Source organism: Exiguobacterium sp. s183 (genome assembly GCF_018617655.1).
GTDB classification, from domain to species: Bacteria; Bacillota; Bacilli; order Exiguobacteriales; family Exiguobacteriaceae; genus Exiguobacterium; species Exiguobacterium aestuarii_A.
The window spans coordinates 793,146-812,893 of record NZ_JACSKN010000001.1 but is presented as its reverse complement, the minus strand read 5'-3'; the positions used below and the strand labels follow the sequence as shown (position 1 = coordinate 812,893).

Sequence of the window (19,748 nt, the reverse complement as noted above, 5' to 3'; positions counted from 1 at the left end):
AGAAGGTGAACTGATGCGAAAATCACGCTCCGTCGAAGAGATGATTCAAGAATTAAAAGAAGACCCGAGCTTTGCCAAAAACGTTCGTCATTGGCATACAGTTGATGCACGTCCGGCACAATATGCACCCATTCTAGAGCAAGTACCGGAACAGTTGACGAACGTGTTGAAAAATCGGGGAATTGAGCAACTGTATACGCACCAAGCTGAGGCTGTGAAACAAACGGCTGCCGGTCATTCGACCGTCATTGTGACCCCTACCGCATCAGGGAAAACATTGTGTTATAACTTACCGGTACTTTCAAAAATGATTGAAAAACCGACAGCACGTGCACTTTATCTATACCCGACAAAAGCGCTCGCCCAGGACCAAAATAGTGACTTGATGGAGATGGTCGAGGCACTTGAAGGGGATTTACGATGCTTCACGTATGATGGGGATACGTCTCCCGCTGCCCGAACGAAAGTCAGGGATGCGGGGAATATCGTCATCACCAATCCGGATATGTTACATTCCGGTATTTTACCGCACCATACGAAATGGATTCGTCTATTTGAAAACTTAGAATACATCGTCGTCGATGAGCTGCACACGTATCGTGGCGTGTTTGGCAGTCATGTGGCCAACGTATTTCGCCGATTGAAACGAATTTGTGCCTATTATGGGAGTCACCCAAAATGGATTATGACTTCTGCGACGATTGCAAACCCGCGAGAACTCGCCGAATTATTGACGGAAGAAGAAGTCGTATTGATTGACCGGAACGGGGCGCCACAAGGGAAGAAACACCTCGTCTTCTACAATCCTCCTGTCGTCAATGAGGCGCTCGGAATCCGAAGAAGTGCAACGCTTGAGACGAAACGAATCGCATCGAAGCTTGTTGAAGCGAACATCCAGACCATCGTCTTCGCACGTTCACGTGTCCGAGTCGAGGTGCTTCTGACGTATTTACAAGAACTGACACGACGAGAACTCGGACCAAAATCAATCGTCGGGTACCGAGGCGGTTATCTTCCTTCTGAACGACGCGAGATTGAACGGCGCTTACGAAATGGCGAAATCAAAGCAGTCGTATCGACGAACGCGTTAGAACTCGGTGTGGATATCGGTCAATTGCAAGCATGTGTCCTCAATGGCTATCCTGGAACCGTCGCCTCACTCTGGCAACAAGCGGGTCGTGCCGGTAGACGTCACTCGGAATCGCTCGTCGTATTCGTTGCATCGTCTTCCTCGCTTGACCAGCTTGTCGTCGAACAACCTGATATGATTTTAGACCGTTCGCCGGAAGCGGCTCGTCTTGACCCGAACAACTTGATCATTTTAGTCGACCACATGAAGTGTGCCGCATTTGAACTACCGTTTCAAAAAGGAGAGCGCTTCGGAACGGTCGACACGGAGGATATTTTAGATTTCCTGACAGACGCACAAGTGCTACACGAACGAGCGAATAAATATTATTGGATGACCGATTCATTCCCGGCGCACGATATCTCCCTTCGAACGAGCGACCAAGAGAATGTCGTCATTGTCGACCAAACCGCGAAGCATCAAGTAATCGGTGAAATGGACACGTTCAGCGCGATGACCTTGTTACATGATGAAGCTATTTATTTACACGGAGCTGAACAGTATCAAGTCGAAAAATTAGACTTTGAAGAGAAGAAGGCATTCGTCCGTCGCGTCGATGTCGACTACTATACGGATGCGAATCTGGCAGTAGAACTAAAAGTGCTCGAAGAGAACAAGACGGATGGTGCAAAAACGTTTGGTGAAGTGTCGGTCATTGCGATGGCCACGCTCTTTAAAAAAATCAAATTCGGGACGCATGAGAATATTGGATCAGGGCCGATTCATCTTCCGGAGCGAGAACTGCATACGACGGCGACATGGTTCACACTAGATGAACGCTTTGCTTATTCGGAGGCAGATCTTGAAGATCAACTCGAAGCGGTTAGTGACTTGTTCAGACGGCTTGCACCGCTCTATCTCATGTGTGATACGCTCGATTTATTTACAACCATTCAAATGAAGTCGACTCATACGAATAAACCGACCGTTTATTTATATGACCGTTATCCTGGTGGCATCGGTCTCAGTGAGGCGCTCTATAAAGATGCAGACATGGTGCTCGAGGCAGCAGAGCGGACGGTATCGGATTGTCCTTGTGAGAGTGGATGCCCTCGCTGTGTCGGTATGATTGGATATGGAGACTTCAAGCATCAAGTCATCCGTCAGTTACAAGCTTTGAAAGGATCGTTATGAAAGCAAAATTATCAAGATTGATTAAAACGAAAGAACCTGTCGAACGCCCGCGCGTTACCTCACCTGATGAAGTGGAACAACAGAAATGGACTGAACAAGGTGGGGAAATTTTAACGTTCGAAGGAGAATGGTGTGTCCGAATCCGAAACACCTATCCGCTCGATGAGATTTATCACGACTATGCGTTCGGAGACGCCAGACGAATGATGCAGAAAACGGAACATCCGTTTTTCGCGGTCGACTTAAAACCGGATCAAGTCTTGTTTATGGATACAGAGACGACCGGATTACGTGGGTCCGGGACGTCGATTTTCTTGATCGGATTTGCACGGATTCGTGCGGAACAGCTTGAAATGATTCAGTATGTCTTGCCTCATCCTGCCTTTGAGACTGCTTTTTACTATCATTTTCTACAGGACATCGGGGATGAGGTACGGTTCGTCACCTATAATGGAAAGTCTTTTGACTGGCCACAAATCAAAACGAGACATACGTTTGTCAAATCACGGGTAAAAGCATTGCCTTCCGTCGGTCATGTCGATTTACTACATGCGGCAAGACGATTGTTGAAACCGCGATTAGAATCGGTGTCGCTCAAAGCGGTCGAAACGTATTTCGGTCACGGACGGACGGATGATCTACCTGGATTTTTAGCTCCGATGCATTATTTTCAGTACGTCAAAGAGCGCAACCCTGAGATTCTCATGCCGGTCCTTGAGCACCATCATGCGGATTGTTTGAGCCTCGTCTCTCTTTACACGCGACTCAGTCAACTCGTCATGACTCCTGAGACCGATTTCGGAGAAGAGCGTGCGCATTGGTTGCATGACCTAGGGGAGCAGGAGCAGGCACTTAAAGAATTCGAGCAGCTGTCTGACCCTTCGAAACGAGCCATCATGCGGCAAGCGCTCTTATTGAAACGAACAGGTCGTATGGAGCAAGCAATTCCGCTCTTTGAATCGTTGCATACGATTGAAGGGTATGTGGAGCTCGCCAAGTACGCAGAGCATAAACAGAAGGACGTGGCACTCGCGATTGATTACACGGAACGAGCCGTCGAACTGCTCGAGCAAAAGCGCACCGTTTTGCGTCAAACCGTTAATCGCGAGAAGGCCGAGCTCGAACATCGGCTTGCCCGTCTAGAAAGGAAGCGATCATGAAAGTTGTAGCCGTCACAGGATATCGTCCCCATGAACTTGGGATTTTCAAAGCGGACCATCCGGGGATCGACATCATTCAAGAAGCTTACCGAAAAAAAATCCTGGAAGTCATTGAATTAGGTGCTGAATGGTTCATCTTTAGTGGAACGAACGGTTGTGAATTATGGGCCGGACAAGTATTGTTAGAGTTAAGAGAAACATATCCGATTAAAATTGCGGTATTTCCTCCGTTCTTAAATATGGACGAACGCTATAAACCGTTCGAACAAGAATTGTTTGTTCAACTTCAACTCGAAGCAGATTTCTTTGAACCGTTGACGCAACGTCCATATGAGGATCCGAGTCAATTACGCGCAAAAACTGCATTCTTTTTAGATAAAGCAGAAGGATTGATTACCTTGTATGACGAAGAAACGGAGGGAAGTCCCCGTTTTCTAGTCGAAGGGGCTCGGCGAAAGCCAAATATGGAGGTCTTTCTCATCACACAGGAAGATTTACGTGTCATTGAGGAAGAAAAACAATGGGAACAACAATGGGAGTGATACAATGCAAACCGAATTAACGGCAGAGGCAATTTATAAACAAGAATTTAAAACGGCATTACGAGGCTACTCGCAAGAAGAAGTCGATCAATTTTTAGATGTCGTCATCCGCGATTATGAAAAGATGGCGAAAGAAATCGAACGGCTTCAGAAAGAAAATGATTCATTGCGTCGCGAATCGGCACCAGTGGCAGAACCTACAAAACCAGCGCAACCTGTTGCGTCGAACTATGATATGTTACGTCGCATTTCAAATCTTGAAAAAGCAGTCTTCGGAAAGCAAGTGGGACCAAGCGAATAAGGAATAGGGGGTGGAGTGAATGTTGCAAGTGTTAACGGCTACGGAAAAACAACCCGTTAAACAACAATCAAGAAAGCTGTTTCGAACGAAAGAAGAAGTGATGAAAGCACCGACAAGCTATACAGATCGTCTCGTCGAAAACATCAGGCACACCTGTCGATTTGATTGGATGATGATTGAACAAGTCGAATTTGGCGAGGATCTCGTTCATTACGTGCTCGTCGGACCGAAAGGTGTATTCTTGATTCAATTAAATCGAACTCCAGCCCCTGTCCATTTGACGAACCGCGAGTGTCGAACGGAGACGTCTATGGGATGGAAGCATATCTACCCACATCCTCTCACGGAGCTAGAGCGAATGACGAAACAAGTACGGACACGGTTGAAAAAGGAATGTGGGCAAGCGATTCCTGTCTATTCATTCTTGATTTTCCCGGAGACGGAACAGTTGAAGCTTAAGCGGGTCAAGGCCAATTGTGGGGATTCTTTCGCATTCGTCAATCAGGTCATCAGCAAAACGAATCTTGAAACGTTGACGGAGCCACTTGTTAAACAAATCGCCTACTATTGCTCTGAACGACAAGTACATAAATAAGAAGAAGGCCAAATATTGTATTTGGCCTTCTTCTTATTTCAAGAGTTCTCTTGCCTTTGCCGCATCATCTCGATGAACGAATAGTGCGACACGGTCGTCTAAGTTTTTCGCGAGCGGCTTTAATAACTTTCCGGTCGGAAGTCCTTGCTCGATGCGACAGTTGATTCCCTGTTCTGTCAGGTAATGATAGTCACCTAGAAGTTCTTCCCCTTGTTTCCCGAACGCTTCACCGAAGCGAATCCATTTTAAGTTCCGAATCGTCCGAATCGTCACTAAAATGACGAACAAGATGGCAAGTACAATGATGAATAATGTTTCCAACGCATTCAACCCCTTCTTTACACAAGTTTAATAGGGTGGCGAGTTGAAAGCAATACGAACTGAACGTTATACTAAAATGGAAAAGAGGGGATTATATGAAAAAACCGATTCAATCAAGACGAGAGGCTATCTCACTTCTTGAAGATCAACAAGTTCTCTATATTCGCATTCACAACGGACAAACGGGCATGATCAAGTCGACAGAGGAAGGGATTATCGTTGCCATCCCAAATGAGGAGACTGACAAGATTGATTTTCGAAAGCTAGAAGATATCGAAGCGTTCGAAGCATTCTATGACTTGACGCTCTCAAAACCAGGTATTCTGTACGTAAATGTTGAAGAATAAATGACATGGAGAGCTTCACCAATTCGGTGAGGCTCTCCATTTATAAACTTTTAAGATGATGGAAGCCAGACGGCCAACTTCTCTTGCAGCGGTTTTAGACGGACGTGATGTTGCTTGTGCAATAAATAACCGTCCGGACGAATGACCAAAATACCACGTTTCATAAACAGGGACTTGGCGAGTTCATTCCCTTGGTCGAAAAATGGACGACTCGTCTTCGACAAGGTGATGGTCTGAATGAACGGATGATGCTGATTTAAGTACTCATAGATTGACGTCAAATCACGTTTGCCATCGTCGAAAACGAGTACTTGGAAGCGACCGTCGGCAATCTCTGAAATCTTCGTCCGAAATCCATCATCTGTTCGTAAAATTTCCGTCTCTGGGAATATCTTCCCTTCTGCGACGCGGCGAAACGGCATGCGTAACGTTTTTGGATAGGATAGATGAAGTTGAGAGATCCGTTCCGTGATTTTTTGATTGACGAGATTGACGCGAGTGAAGACATCTGCCCCAATCGCTTGAAACGGTAATAGCATCGGCAACGTCGTCTGAAGCATCACAGTCGCGACATTTGTCGTCTGTAGTACATTTCTGGCAACATGTTCACGCTCGTTCCGATACGTCGAGACGACTTGATGCGGTGCCCCCGTCTTCAAATGGAGCCATAGTTTCCAGCCCAAGTTGAATGCATCCGCAATCCCGGTATTCATTCCTTGCCCCCCGACCGGTGAATTGATATGGGCGGCATCACCCATTAGAATGACGCGATTATGGATGAACGTATCGACCATCCGGTTATGAACCCGAAAGAGCGAGAACCATTCGACATTGTGTATGTGAACGGGCATATGACTACGTTGCTCCACGAATTGTTGGAGGTCTGATTCGACAAACGACTCATCGGTCCGTAGGTTTCCTGTGATTCGAATCGTTTCATCCGTGAGTGGAAATACTTCGAGCACCCCTTGGTCCGAGAAGAAAATGTGAACCTCTTCGCGAGAAATCGGAAAATCGGCTTTCAAATCTGCCAATACCCACGCCTCTTTGAACGACTTTCCACTGAATGGGAGGGCGAGCATTCGACGAATCGAACTATTGGCGCCATCAGCAGCAACGACATACTTCGCTTCGACCGAACGATGAGTTCCGCCTTCAGCAGTCAAATGAGCGATTGTACGCGATGGATATTGAGTGATGGAAGAGAGTGATTCTCCACGCTTCACCGAGTGACCATGTTTTTTTAAGGCCCGTTCTAGAATTTCTTCTGTTTCATTTTGACGAAGTAGTGTCACGAACGGATAAGGGGTGACAAGTTTTGAAAACTCGAGCTTTGCCGTCCATTGACCTGAGAAGTAGAGATTCCCTCGCTCAATCGTCCGTGCCCGTTCGAGCACTTCTTGTGCAACATCCAAACGAGAAAACACTTCGATTGTACGCGGTTGGATTCCGATGGCTCGAGAATTATCCGACGGGGTCGTTTTTCGATCGATGATTTGAAATGATACGCCATATCTAGCTAAGGTGAGGCCGAGTGTTAGGCCGGTTGGTCCGGCTCCAACGATTAGTACATCCACTTGTTCGTCCAAAGTGATCAACTCCTATCATTAATAATGATATTTCCGACATTGGCAGCGATTAAACGAAAAGTGGGGTATAGAACGGTATAGGATATTCGATGACGGAAGGTGAGTGAACGGTGTGCAGCCATGGATCAAAGAAAAGCAAATTCGAGATAGCTTTACAATGGAAGAAGATTATGAACAGACGGCAGCGGTTTTGATACCGCTCGTTGAAATAGAAAAAGAATGGCACGTCGTGTTTGAAGTACGTGCCCACACGATGCGGCAGCAGCCTGGAGAGATTTCATTTCCTGGTGGACGACTTGAAAAAGGGGAGACGCCTGTCGAAGCAGCGGTTCGAGAAACGTGTGAGGAGCTCGAACTTGACTCCAGTCAAATCGAGGTCATCGGTAAATTGAGGCCGCTCGCCACGCCCCATCGACAATTGATTTATCCCTTTGTGGGCATGTTGGCGGAGTTGCCGACCGTAAAAGAGACAGATGAGGTCGATCATTTGTTTACGGTACCGGTATCCACCTTGCTCATGATTGACCCGTTTCATGGGGAGATGGAATGGACGATGAACCCAGATCAAAATATTCCGTTAGACCGATTGGCGAATGCTAAAGCGTACAAAAAACGGGTAATTAAAATGAGAGAACCTTTTTATGAACATGAGGACTATATCATTTGGGGACTTACTGGAAAATTTTTGACACAATTTATTCAACGCATAAAAGAAAACGTATTCAAACCGACATAATTTCGTTATAATGATAGAAACAAATTTAGATTGGAAGTGAATGGGTGTGTCTGAAGAATTCCTCGTAGGTGATATCGTGAAGTCGACTCGTGAAGGATGGGTCGCAGAAGTGACCGCCGTACTGACCAATACTGTAATCGGAGACGTATCGATTATGGAAGAGTTCCAACAGCTCGGACTCGAGTTTGAGAAACAAGTTTTACTAAAATCAGAATTAGAATTGATTGAACGCGCCAGCTGACCTTTTTTCCGAAAGGGATGATTCAGGTGTCCATTGACAAAAAAGTACGTGAATGGCAAGAGGCGGGTTTGTTAGATGAAGCGACCGGTAAAAGACTAGTCGACTATGAACATAAACAACGGGCGGCTAGTGGGCAACATGATCACAAGCCGCCTGTTTTAGTCATTGTCGGATCGATTTTACTGGCACTCAGTCTATTCAGCTTCGTCGCAGCCAATTGGCAGGCGATTCCCGACCTTTTGAAGATTGGATTATTTCTCATTTTTATGGTTGGATTTTATGTGTTTGCCGAACGGGTCCGATTGAAAACCCCAAGGTACGTGACATTATTGCGAGTACTAGGATTCGTCTTTTTTGTAGCGACCATGGCGGTCATCTTTACTACGTATAACCTTTCGGGGCAGTTGACGTTTCTATTTTGGATTTTGTTCACAATGGCAGTCCTTCACCGAATCATATATGAGCACATCATCTTTTCGGTGATCTCCGCTATCGCCGCATTTATGGCCGTTACGAACAGTTTCGAAAGTCTCGGATTGACGTTGATCGGATTTGCACTCATCGTGACATGGGTATGGTTCCATTTTGTGGAAGAATCGTTAGACCGAACGTTCGCTTGGCTTACCTTTTATGGCATTCTCAACATTTTTGGACAATATGTCGACTATGAAGGTAGACTATGGCCACTTTGGTCTCTTGTTATTCTACATGTGCTGCTTCTCATTTATCGAAAACAAGCTGCATGGCAAGCTGTATATTTGTTCGTCGCAGCCATTCTATCCATCGGTTATTTGGTGAACGTCACGGAAAGCTGGCTCTCTCAAAGACCGCCTTCGATTATAGAGGCTACGCTTTTATCCATTGCGCTCGTTGCCGTCTACTTGATTCATCGTCGGAGCGATTTGATGTGGGTAAGTTTGCTCGCAGTCATCCCGTTCACGTTGTTCGAGGACTCTGGTGTTCTTTTGGCGGTATTAATTGAAGTGATTGCATTGGCTTATCTCGTTCGTCAAGACATGACGAGACAACGAACCATCTTTGCCTTCATCTATTTCTTAGTCGTCCAAATGACGATTTATTTCATTTACGTTTGGGACCGTCTCGATATATCTCTCTTCTTCTTGATTGGTGCACTGATCGTCTTTGCGTTGTCACTCGGATTATGGTGGCGTAATCGTACGAGAAGGGATGTGACGACATGAAACGGTTGTCAACGTGGATCATTCCTGCCGTCCAAGTCATGATTGCGATTTTGTTTGTCATCCTTGTTTACGCCATCTCGTGGGTGGGGGAGACATACACGTTCAAGGGTACCTCGTTCGAACCGTATGATCCGTACTTTGGGGACTCGATTTATCTGGAGTACGATGAATTCGAAGGCCGTCATAATGTGGAGACGGGAACCGTTTACGTCTCGTTTGAACAAGGGGAAGATGGTTTTGCTGTCATCGACCGAGTGGAGTCAAAACCGTTTTTCGGAGGAGTACGCGCGAACTATTATGACCGTAACCTTTATATAGAAGAAATGGGATCGTATCGTGTCCCTCTAGATGAAGTGGATAGGGTCGAGGGTGAAAAATCGTTCACAGTGGAAGTTGATGTTGCACCGTGGGGGATGCTCAGATTGCATGATTTAAAGCCAATTGAATAAGTAAACCGCATGACAGGGAGATTACAGGTTTGTTACAAGACTTATTGTAACGAATCTGTAATTTTTTTGTGAAACCTAGTAATAGCAACGTTTTTTGCAATTGTTACAATCTGTAACCACTTTTGAAGTCATATGTCAGGAATGTTTCACTTCGTTGAAATGGCTACTCGAATGTGACGGGTCGTGGTAAATTAACATCTGTTCGTTACATAACGAGAAAGGTGATGACCTTACTACGATGAAATTCATTAAATATATGATTCTATTTGGAACCGCGATGATGGGGATGTTCACATTTGTCGATCAAGCAGATGCTGCTCAGATCGGAATCGGGACAGAACAGAAGATCGTCCAAAATCCTCTTGAACTTGAACGACAAGCGATCGAAGAAGAACGACAAAAAGAAATCGCTCGCCAAAAGAAAATTGCTGAAGAAAAACGCATCGCTGAAGAGAAACGTTTAGAAGCAGAACATCTCGCTGCTGAAAAAGCGAAAGCAGAAGCGGAAGCAGAGAAAGCAAGACTTGCTAAACTCGAAGCAGAGCGTAAAGCGGAAGAAGCGCGTAAAGAAGCAGAACGTGCGGCAGCACAACAAGCAGCGGCTTCTTCGAGCAAGAAAACAACGGCAACACCGGTGTCTACGTCGCCGAATAAGAAAGTCATTACAGTCGAATCGACAGCATACTCGAATGATGTGGCTGATAACAAGGCGTATGGCGGTCGTGTCTTAACGGCAACCGGTCATGATGTCACAGATTCAATCTACTATAATGGGATGCGAATTATCGCCGTCGATCCGGCGATTATTCCATTAGGTTCTAAAGTCCATATTCAAGGTGTCGGTGACGCGATTGCCCTTGATACAGGCGGCAGAATCAAAGGACATATCGTCGATTTACTCGTCGATTCAAAACAGGATGCCATCCAGTGGGGGCGTCGACATATTCAAGTTACGCTTTATTAATGATGAGGTTCTCCGGAAGGAGGGCCTTTTTTTTGTTTAATAAAGCAGAAAATAGGGCAAAATACTATTTGAATTTCCATTTTGGAAATAGTCGAGGAGGGATCAGGTTGATTGAGTTTCGTGATGTGTCAAAACGTTATGAGGACGGGACGTTAGCCGTCAAAGAATTAAGCTTAACAGTAGAAAAGGGAGAAATCTTTGTATTGATCGGACCTTCCGGTTGTGGAAAGACTACAACAATGAAAATGGTGAATCGTTTAATTGATCATACGGATGGAAAGATTCTAATCGATGGAAAAGAGATCTACCAGTTCAATATTTTCGAATTGCGTCGTAACATCGGTTACGTGCTCCAACAAATTGCTTTATTCCCCCATTTGACAGTGGAAGAAAACATTTCTGTCGTACCTGAACTATTGAAATGGAAAAAAGAACGAACAAAAGACCGGGTGACGGAATTGATGAAAATTGCCGGTCTCGATCCAAAACTACGTTCGAAGAAGCCTTCGGAACTATCTGGGGGTCAACAGCAACGCGTCGGTGTATTGCGCGCCTTAGCGGCAGACCCGGACGTCATCCTTATGGATGAACCGTTCTCTGCACTTGACCCGATTAGTCGTGGCCAATTGCAAGATGACATCAAACGACTAAATGACGAACTCGGGAAGACGATTCTGTTTGTCACACACGACATGCAAGAGGCGATGAAGCTCGGGGATCGTATTGCGTTAATGCGTGATGGAGAACTTATGCTAGTCGGAACACCAGAAGAAATCTTGGCGAGTGAAGACCCGTTCGTCTTAGAATTTACACAACGTGGAAGAGGTGAGCTGGATGCTTGAGACGTTCCAAAATAGACAAGGACAGCTTGTCGAGGCACTGATTGAGCACTTACAGCTCTCTGTCGTATCGCTTTTGATTGCCGTCTTAATTGCCGTACCATTGGGAATCTGGCTGACGCGTCGCAAGAAAATTGCTGAAACCGCCATTGGTGTCACTGCGATTATTCAAACGATTCCTTCGCTTGCCTTGCTTGGATTGATGATTCCGCTCGTCGGGATTGGGGCATTACCTGCCATTATTGCGCTCGTATTATACGCGCTATTGCCAATATTACGTAATACATTCACTGGTTTAAACGAAGTGGACAAATCATTACTTGAAGCAGCTCGAGCTTGTGGGATGAAACCGAATCAAAGTTTGATGAAAGTCGAACTTCCGCTCGCCTTACCTGTTATCATGGCAGGTATCCGTACAGCGATGGTCCTCATCGTCGGTACGGCGACACTTGCCGCTCTCGTCGGTGCAGGCGGACTCGGTACGCTGATCTTGCTCGGGATTAACCGAAATGACAATTACTTAATTCTATTGGGTGCCATCCCAGCTGCCATTTTAGCCCTCCTGTTTGACTTCTTGTTACGTCAGATGGAAGGTGCGACAGCGACACGTAATAAGACGAAATTGATTGCCGTCTCTACCGTACTCGCCCTCATCATCATCACACCGCTCGCATTTGGTCGCTCGCAAGAGACAGACCTTGTCGTAGCTGGGAAACTCGGTCCAGAGCCAGAAATTCTTATGAATATGTATAAGTTGTTGATTGAAGAAGAAACAGATTTGACTGTATCGGTGAAGCCGAACTTTGGGGAGACGACATTTGTATGGGGCGCCCTCCAATCTGGTGATGTTGACATTTATCCAGAATTCACCGGAACGGCACTCGCGAGTCTCGTCAAGGAAACACCCGAATCAAACGATGCCCGTGAAGTATATGAACAAGCTAGAGAGGCGCTTGCTGAAGACGGGTACGTCATGCTCGAACCGATGCAGTTTAACAATACGTACGCACTCGCAATCCCACGTGACTATGCAGAGGCAGAAGGCATTTCCGCCATTTCAGATTTACGAAACGTTCAGTCTGATATACAAGCCGGATTCACACTTGAATTTACCGACCGTGAAGACGGATATCCAGGACTTCAAAACGAGTATGGTCTTGATTTCCCATCCGTCGTCTCGATGGAGCAAAAATTACGCTATCGTGCCATTTCACGAGGAGATGTCAATTTAGTAGACGCTTATGCAACGGATCCTGATATCGCCGAGAACGACCTTGTCGTTCTAGAAGACGATCGACAGTTCTTCCCGCCATACCAAGGGGCACCGCTCTTGAAAGAAGAGACGCTTGAAGAGTATCCAGAAATTGAAGATGCACTCAATCAGCTCGCAGGTAAAATCACAGACGAACAAATGTCTGAATTGAACCGTCGTGTCGCGTACGGAAATGAACGCGCCTATGATGTAGCGAAAGACTTCTTAGAACAGGAAGGGTTATTATGAGAGCATTGATTATTTCGAATCCGAAGTCCGGTACGAGCGAAACGATGCTCGGGGAAGTCATCGGAACGATTGAATCGCTCTATGAAGAAATCATCATCAAGAAGACACAAGAAATCGGGGACGCACTTCGATTTGCAAAAGAAAGTGGATCGTTCGACCATCTGATTGTCATCGGGGGAGACGGTACACTCAATGAAGTAGTCAATGGGTTGATGACGTTAGAGCTTGAGGAGCGACCGACAGTAGGAATCATTCCTGCAGGGACGTGTAACGACTTCGCACGAGCGCTCGAACTTCCTATTCAACCAACACAAGCCGCGAGCCTCATCAAATCGAACCATGAGCAACATGTGGACGTGATTCAAGTAGATGAGATGTATGCCCTCAATTTCGTTGGAGTCGGATTGATTGCAGATACGTCACGTCAAATCGACCCGGGCGAGAAAGAATCTTTAGGTTCAATCGGCTACTTTCTTGCAACTATCCGCCAATTTCGTGAAGCTGACCCATTTCAGATTCGGTTACGTCGAGGAGATGAACTTCTTTACGAAGGAGACGTCAGCTTCTTATATGTAGGGAACGGGAGTTATCTCGGAACCGTACCGACGAAATTGGAGACGCAATCGTTTTCGGATGGCATGTTAGAAGTCGTTCACAGTTCGTCTATTGGATTTCCGATGATTCGACAATTGTTAGCCCAACAGCTCGGTCTCGATCAAAAATCAGAGGAGTGGAATCACTTTCAAACTTCATATGTCGAAGTTGAGTTGAATGAGCCACAAGTCATCGATATCGACGGTGAACATTTTGAAACAGATCACTTAGCAATCCAGATTCGAGAGCAGGCTCTCACGTTTTTAACGCCATAAAGCATCAACAGAGAAAAGTATTCAGACTTTTCTCTGTTTTTATGTTGTCCTGACCCTTGAACCGTGTTAGTATTTCACTATTATTATGAAAATGAAATGAAAAACAGGAAGTAGGGGTAATCATGGCGCAAAACTCATTCGCCTCAAAAATTGGATTCATTCTAGCTGCCGCAGGGTCGGCAATCGGTTTAGGTGCGATATGGAAATTTCCATATGTCACTGGAACTAGTGGGGGCGGTGCCTTTTTACTCATGTTTTTGGCGTTCACATTATTACTTGGTCTGCCATTATTGATTGGTGAATTCATCGTTGGACGTTCAACTCAAAAGACGGCACTTCTTGCCTTCAAACAATTAGGGCATGGTCGTTGGAGTATTATCGGTTATTTAGGAGTCATCGCATGTTTCTTGTTGCTTTCCTTCTATAGTGTTATTGGAGGATGGGTCCTCATTTATATCGGTCTCGGTTTGAGTGGGACGTTAACTGGACGTACAGCTGACGAGTTCGGAGATGTATTCGGAAATGTCGTGTCAACACCTGGCATCGCGGTGCTCGGACAATTCTTATTCTTGTTGATCACGTTATTGATTGTCTTACGCGGGGTCGAAGCAGGGATTGAACGGATGAGCAAAATCTTAATGCCGCTCTTGTTCATTAGCTTCATCGTACTCGTCGTCCGTTCATTGACACTCGACGGGGCGATGGAAGGGGTTCGCTTCTTCTTACAACCTGACTTCTCTGCATTGACGGGTGAATCTGTACTATTTGCCCTAGGACAAGCCTTCTTCTCCTTATCGTTAGGGGTAGCGGCGATGTTGACATATGCGTCGTATATCAAGACGAAAGGAACGTTGAACCGTTCTGCGAACATGATTGTTCTATTGAACATCACGGTTTCACTCTTAGCTGGACTTGCTATTTTCCCGGCAGTCTTCGCTTCAGGACTTGATCCGGCTGAAGGTCCGGCGTTACTGTTCGTCGTATTACCAGCTGTCTTTAACCAAGTACCACTTGGCGGGTTCTTTATGGTGTTGTTCTTCCTCTTATTCGCGTTCGCATCGATCACGTCGTCAATCGCGATGTTAGAAGTTGTTGTCGCGGGTGTGACAGATCGGTTGAACGAAAAGAAATCGACTTGGACGAAGAAGCAAGTAACCGTAACGGCAGCCATTCTCGTGTTCGTCGTAGGCGTTCCATCTGCCTTGTCATTCGGACTATTGAGTGATTTACAGATTTGGAATGGGCGTACGTTCTTCGATACAATGGATTACCTCGTCAGCTATATTTTAATGCCGGTCGGGGCGCTCTTAACATCGATCTTTGTCGGATACGTCGTCGATCAACGTATTTTGAAAGATGAGATTCAAACGTCAGAACCGGGTAAGAAGCTTTATCCGATCTGGCATGCGCTCATTCGCTACGTCATTCCTGTGACAGTAGCCATTGTAATGGTATCAACGTGGGTCACAACATAATAGACAAACCGTAGGCTTAAAGGTCTACGGTTTTTTTCATAGCACAACGGGAAAGAAGTCGATATAGGTACTCGTTTTTACACCTGTGGACGGAGGGAACAACGAATTTTATTATGCTAAAATGATAGGGATGACGAAACTTTTTTTGATAGGTTTCGTAATGTACAATAGAAGTAACATGAGATGAGGTGAAAAGAATGAAAACATGGATGAAATGGGCCCTGACAGGGGCAGTCATATACTTTGCCATCAACGTATTCGATTTCTCCTGGTTATTCATTATAGTAGGGGCGCTCGTCTTGAATGAAGTCTGGTCGACGAACAAGCGCAAAAACCGTCAACGAACACCGACAATGGTCGCGAAGCGTGCCAAGAAAAAACTGTTGCTCGATGAGGACGAACCTTTCTCAGGTTCAAGAATCCTTAAGCCGATTGAAGAACCCGTCCCGGCGCGTCAATTCGAAGCGACGGACGATTTAGAACTTCAATTTTTGCAACGTACGATTGAACAAGGATATGAAAAGCTGCAACAGATTGACCGCGTCCTTCCTGAAATCAAAGATGTGGAAGTAAGGCGTGAGATGAAAGCTGTCTCCAAAGAAGCACACGAATTGTTCGAAGAACTTTTCGAAAATCCACAAGACGCAAAACATGTTCGAGACTTGTTCACATTCTACTTAGATTCCCTCGTCTCGGTCGTCTTGAAATTTAAAGAACTTGAAGGAAAACGAGTCGTCATTCAAGAAGAGACTCGAGAGCAATTAATCACGAATATGCGACTAATTGTCGATAAATTTAAAGAACAACGCGGACGTCTTCTTGAAGATGACGCCGTAGACTTCGAACGCGAACTGATCATGATGGAGCGAGTCTTATCTGATCAGCCGGAAGGGAGAAAGAAACATGACTTCATCGAATGAAACGAACTGGCAGTCATGGCCGGAAGAAGAGCTGACATCTGATACGAAAACGAAAACAGAAACAGAGGGATTTAGCGACCCATCTGTGGAATGGTCATCTGTTTCACAACCTCACGAAGTACCTGCCATCCAAGCCAAGCCAGACGTGCCTCAAGAGCACCGTGAGCGAATTACACGATTGGCGGAGTCGATTGATATTAAAAAGACAGATTCGGTCATGTTGTTTGGTTCGAACGTTCAACGTGAACTTTCACAATTCTCTGACCAAATTCTGACGGAAGTTCGAATGAAAGATGGCGGGGATGCGGGGAAACTCTTGTCTGACTTAATGCAGAACGTCCGAAAGATGGACCCGGACATGCTTCAACCGGAGAAAAAGAGTTTTATGGACAACATCCCGCTCATCGGTCGTGCAAAGAAGAAAGCCGAAAACTATAAGCTTCAATTCGAAAAAATGAACGTCTATTTGGAAGAGGTCATCCATAACCTCGATCGTGCGAAGTTCGGTCTGATGAAAGACATCACGATGCTCGATCAAATGTATGATAAGAATAAGCGGTATTTCGAAGAGTTGAACGTCTATATCGCTGCGGGTGAAACGAAACTTGATCATGTACGTGAACATGAAATCGCGCCACTTCGTCAAGAAGTCGAAATTTCAAAAGATCAGTCTAAACTTCAACAGTTGAATGATATGATTCAATTGGCAGATCGGTTTGAGAAGAAGCTACATGACTTGAAATTGAGTCGTACCATCAGCCTACAGATGGCGCCACAAATCCGAGTCATCCAACAGAACAACCAAATCCTCGCTGAGAAAATCGAGTCAGCGGTCGTCAATACGATTCCGCTTTGGAAGAACCAAGTCGTTCTCGCGCTTAGTTTGACGCGTCAGAAGACGGCACTTCGTATGCAACAGGACGTGACGAAGACGACCAATCAGTTGCTTGAGCAGAACTCGAAGATGCTCAAAGACTCTTCGATTGAAATCGCTCAAGAAAATGAAAAAGGGATTGTCTCTGTGGAATCCCTTAAAGTCGCCCACGAGAATTTACTCTCGACACTCGATGAAACGTTACGCATTCAACAAGAAGGTAAACAAAAGCGTCGTGACGCCGAACGTGAACTCGACCGGATGGAGCATGAACTCAAAGAGAAAGTCATTGAGATTGCCTCAAAAAATAAAGAACTGCCAAAGGATACAGGATATTAAGAAGGGAAGTCTGAGCAATCAGACTTTCCTTTTCTACGAGGAGGGGCTTATATGGAGAAACAACGATTGTGGGACGAGACGTGGCTATTGTTCGCCGATATGATGGCAGAACGACATTCGAAGTGTGCATCGAAAAGTGTTGCTTGTGTCATCGTAAAAGATGAAAAACCGATTTCAATTGGTCTGAATGGTACACCTTCTGGTCATACGAATTGTAATGAGATTTATATCAAGCAAGAAGACGGGTTCTATAAGCATGCTGATTATGTTTCATCGTCGGATCTCGATATGATCAATGAGCCCGCTCGGCTCATCCGGGATGGTGTGACATATATCAAATGTACAGACCCGTATGATCATCATCACTGGTCGAAACAACATGAGATTCATGCCGAAATCAATGCGATCGGAAAATTGGCTGCCGATTCGACGAATGCGTTCGGTGCAACGGCCTACGTCACTCATTCACCGTGTCATGCCTGCTCTCTTGCTCTGATTGCAGCGCGCGTCGCCCGCGTCGTCTATGCGGTCGGATATGAGCATGGTGATGGATTAGAATTAATGCGTGAGAGTGGGATCGAAGTGTTACATATGCCACTTGAAAAAATGTACAAAAATACATTGTAAACGTTTTCATTAGATGATATATTATTAATGTACTGCCAATGGTGTTTTACTCTTCCATTATTCGCCCCTCTACGGAGGGGCCTTTTTTGTTGTTCAACATGAAGTGAGACAAACTTTACACATAATGTTCAATATTTCACAATATACTCTTTAAAATCTTTTATATAATAAAAGTAGATTCAGGAGAGGGGAATTTGTTCATGGAAAAACACGTTCGCTTTACAGATGGTGCATATGAAGTAGAAGCGTTAATCACACTTGAAGAAGTATGGGAAGATAAATTTGCGATTGGCATGCATCAAGAATTGGCAGTCAAATCGTTGACCATCAATGGAAATGAAGTTTCTGAGATTAAACATGTCCGTGCACTTCTTCGTTATTATCCGACACTCGGGGTGTCAGGCATTTTGTTAGCACTCGATAAGGCAGCCGCTGAAATCGTTGCTTTATCAAAAGATCAAGATCCTGCCCTTCAATATGTTGAACTTGTAGCCCTCCAAATGGATGAGGCAGCGACAAACGACTTGAAAACTTTATACGCAGCGATGTGATTTTAATTGGGTGAACCATTTCACCCAATTTTTTGTTGCATCTATTCTTCGTTATGGTATGATATTTACAGATGAAGAAATGGAACGCCATATCGTTGTCAAACATAAGCATGGGGATCTAGATAGCTAGATCGCTGTCAAAAAGCCACGTTCATAGGAACGTGGCTTTTTTTTGTGCAATGATGTCGAATCCAGCGGCTACATCTTTAGCGAGGTGAGCATCTGATCCTAACGTGAAAGGAATATTCAATTGGCTCGCATATTTGGCAAGTCCTGCGACGTATGGCTCACCACAATCAGGCTTTCTAAGTCCGGCGGTATTAAAATCGAGACCGAATCCTCTGCCGGCAATCGCTCGTAAGAGACGTTCTTCCTCTTGTCTGACTGCTGAACGATCCCAGTCATAATTTTTTTGATATTTGATCGGTAAGTCGATGTGTCCAATCCGAGCGACTTGAATCGTTTCCCATGGAAAGCTAAGACTACGTTCAATCGAGTCATAATAAGCTTTCATCACGTTTTCAAATGAACCGAGCGCTTGAACGAGGTCGTCAAACGTTTCAGCAGAATAATCTATCGGCATATACACACCATCTACCAATAAAAAGTGTTGGGACAAGATGACTTCATCAAGAAGGGGAGCATATGGTTTTAACAAAGCAATCGTCTCTTCTTCTAGATGTGGTAACAAGTCGACTTCTAGTCCTACATTAATGTCAATGACCTCTTGATACTGACTTTTCATCTGATGCAACGTATTGAGGTAGTCAAGAAGGAGGTCAATCGACATCGCGGAGTCTTGATTCGGCACCGGATCGATAAATGCCTGTGGGAACGGTGCGTGTTCTGTGAACGTCATCGTTTGCAGGTTTTTTTCAATCCCGACTTGAATATACTGTTCAATCGGGTCTTTTGTGCCGTGTGGACAAAATGGGGTATGCACATGGCCATCATGGGTAAAGTTAAACATCCGTTACACGTCCTTTTCAGTTCAATTGGTTGACAGGTGTTTCTCTGTTTGATAAATTTAACACACTACTTTA

Annotated in this window: 21 protein-coding genes and 1 pseudogene; 19 read left to right on the top strand and 3 right to left on the bottom strand. The window is 45.2% G+C overall.

Annotated elements, in window-relative coordinates; translation table 11 throughout:
* The first annotated feature begins 13 nt into the window (after positions 1-13).
* The 5 genes from KNP62_RS04360 to KNP62_RS04340 are packed head-to-tail and all read left to right on the top strand — an operon-like array spanning position 14 to position 4,861.
* Positions 14-2,263, top strand: coding sequence for a DEAD/DEAH box helicase (locus KNP62_RS04360; RefSeq protein WP_214783614.1), 2,250 nt, complete (start codon positions 14-16; stop codon positions 2,261-2,263).
* A complete protein-coding gene (locus tag KNP62_RS04355) occupies positions 2,260-3,423 on the top strand; it encodes a ribonuclease H-like domain-containing protein (RefSeq protein WP_214783611.1) in 1,164 nt (387 codons plus the stop codon). The genes KNP62_RS04360 and KNP62_RS04355 overlap by 4 nt, the downstream gene beginning before the upstream one ends.
* The gene (locus KNP62_RS04350; protein ID WP_214691931.1) at positions 3,420-3,965 is read left to right on the top strand and encodes an SLOG family protein; all 546 of its coding nucleotides are present in this window, start codon (positions 3,420-3,422) and stop codon (positions 3,963-3,965) included. The genes KNP62_RS04355 and KNP62_RS04350 overlap by 4 nt, the downstream gene beginning before the upstream one ends.
* Positions 3,966-3,969: 4 nt before the next feature.
* A complete protein-coding gene (gene gpsB, locus KNP62_RS04345; RefSeq protein ID WP_214691933.1) occupies positions 3,970-4,266 on the top strand; it encodes a cell division regulator GpsB in 297 nt (98 codons plus the stop codon).
* Positions 4,267-4,285: 19 nt separating this feature from the next.
* Positions 4,286-4,861 (top strand): NERD domain-containing protein, encoded by a 576-nt coding sequence (locus KNP62_RS04340; protein ID WP_214783608.1) that lies wholly within the window; start codon positions 4,286-4,288, stop codon positions 4,859-4,861.
* Between the two features lie 33 nt (positions 4,862-4,894).
* Here the strand turns inward: KNP62_RS04340 and KNP62_RS04335 are convergent, their stop codons facing one another.
* On the bottom strand, positions 4,895-5,182 hold the full coding sequence (locus tag KNP62_RS04335) for a hypothetical protein (RefSeq protein ID WP_214783605.1): 288 nt from the start codon (positions 5,180-5,182) through the stop codon (positions 4,895-4,897).
* Between the two features lie 95 nt (positions 5,183-5,277).
* On the opposite strand from KNP62_RS04335, the gene KNP62_RS04330 reads away from it, so the two are divergent.
* Positions 5,278-5,529, top strand: coding sequence for a hypothetical protein (locus tag KNP62_RS04330; RefSeq protein ID WP_214691944.1), 252 nt, complete (start codon positions 5,278-5,280; stop codon positions 5,527-5,529).
* A 50-nt stretch (positions 5,530-5,579) separates the two neighbouring features.
* Here the strand turns inward: KNP62_RS04330 and KNP62_RS04325 are convergent, their stop codons facing one another.
* Positions 5,580-7,118: an FAD-dependent monooxygenase gene (locus tag KNP62_RS04325; protein ID WP_214783602.1), complete on the bottom strand. Its 1,539-nt coding sequence runs from the start codon at positions 7,116-7,118 to the stop codon at positions 5,580-5,582.
* A gap of 112 nt (positions 7,119-7,230) precedes the next feature.
* On the opposite strand from KNP62_RS04325, the gene KNP62_RS04320 reads away from it, so the two are divergent.
* From KNP62_RS04320 to KNP62_RS04260, 13 genes and pseudogenes are all read left to right on the top strand, one after another.
* The gene (locus KNP62_RS04320; RefSeq protein WP_224860765.1) at positions 7,231-7,854 is read left to right on the top strand and encodes an NUDIX hydrolase; all 624 of its coding nucleotides are present in this window, start codon (positions 7,231-7,233) and stop codon (positions 7,852-7,854) included.
* A gap of 40 nt (positions 7,855-7,894) precedes the next feature.
* Entirely contained in the window at positions 7,895-8,095 is a 201-nt protein-coding gene (locus KNP62_RS04315) for a DUF2187 family protein (protein ID WP_012726121.1), read from the top strand.
* Positions 8,096-8,112: 17 nt separating this feature from the next.
* On the top strand, positions 8,113-9,297 hold the full coding sequence (locus KNP62_RS04310; protein WP_214783596.1) for a DUF2157 domain-containing protein: 1,185 nt from the start codon (positions 8,113-8,115) through the stop codon (positions 9,295-9,297).
* Entirely contained in the window at positions 9,294-9,746 is a 453-nt protein-coding gene (locus tag KNP62_RS04305) for a GDYXXLXY domain-containing protein (protein WP_214783593.1), read from the top strand. The genes KNP62_RS04310 and KNP62_RS04305 overlap by 4 nt, the downstream gene beginning before the upstream one ends.
* A gap of 238 nt (positions 9,747-9,984) precedes the next feature.
* Complete coding sequence (locus KNP62_RS15655) at positions 9,985-10,710, top strand: 3D domain-containing protein (protein ID WP_285800603.1); 726 nt, start codon at positions 9,985-9,987, stop codon at positions 10,708-10,710.
* A 107-nt stretch (positions 10,711-10,817) separates the two neighbouring features.
* A pseudogene (locus KNP62_RS04295) lies at positions 10,818-11,534 on the top strand (ABC transporter ATP-binding protein); the annotation flags it as partial.
* A 10-nt stretch (positions 11,535-11,544) separates the two neighbouring features.
* Entirely contained in the window at positions 11,545-13,050 is a 1,506-nt protein-coding gene (locus KNP62_RS04290; RefSeq protein WP_214783590.1) for an ABC transporter permease/substrate-binding protein, read from the top strand.
* Positions 13,047-13,919, top strand: coding sequence for a diacylglycerol/lipid kinase family protein (locus KNP62_RS04285; RefSeq protein ID WP_214783587.1), 873 nt, complete (start codon positions 13,047-13,049; stop codon positions 13,917-13,919). Before KNP62_RS04290 ends, KNP62_RS04285 begins: the two co-directional genes overlap by 4 nt.
* A 122-nt stretch (positions 13,920-14,041) precedes the next feature.
* Positions 14,042-15,394, top strand: a complete 1,353-nt coding sequence (locus KNP62_RS04280; RefSeq protein ID WP_214783584.1) for a sodium-dependent transporter — start codon at positions 14,042-14,044, stop codon at positions 15,392-15,394.
* A gap of 197 nt (positions 15,395-15,591) precedes the next feature.
* Positions 15,592-16,314 (top strand): 5-bromo-4-chloroindolyl phosphate hydrolysis family protein, encoded by a 723-nt coding sequence (locus KNP62_RS04275; protein ID WP_214691961.1) that lies wholly within the window; start codon positions 15,592-15,594, stop codon positions 16,312-16,314.
* The gene (locus tag KNP62_RS04270) at positions 16,298-17,527 is read left to right on the top strand and encodes a toxic anion resistance protein (protein WP_074034586.1); all 1,230 of its coding nucleotides are present in this window, start codon (positions 16,298-16,300) and stop codon (positions 17,525-17,527) included. The genes KNP62_RS04275 and KNP62_RS04270 overlap by 17 nt, the downstream gene beginning before the upstream one ends.
* A gap of 51 nt (positions 17,528-17,578) precedes the next feature.
* Positions 17,579-18,154, top strand: coding sequence for a deoxycytidylate deaminase (locus KNP62_RS04265; RefSeq protein WP_214783582.1), 576 nt, complete (start codon positions 17,579-17,581; stop codon positions 18,152-18,154).
* Positions 18,155-18,354: 200 nt separating this feature from the next.
* A complete protein-coding gene (locus KNP62_RS04260; protein WP_074034584.1) occupies positions 18,355-18,705 on the top strand; it encodes a hypothetical protein in 351 nt (116 codons plus the stop codon).
* 151 nt (positions 18,706-18,856) lie between these two features.
* Here the strand turns inward: KNP62_RS04260 and hisJ are convergent, their stop codons facing one another.
* Complete coding sequence (gene hisJ, locus KNP62_RS04255) at positions 18,857-19,675, bottom strand: histidinol-phosphatase HisJ (protein WP_214783579.1); 819 nt, start codon at positions 19,673-19,675, stop codon at positions 18,857-18,859.
* Between the last annotated feature and the right edge of the window lie 73 nt (positions 19,676-19,748).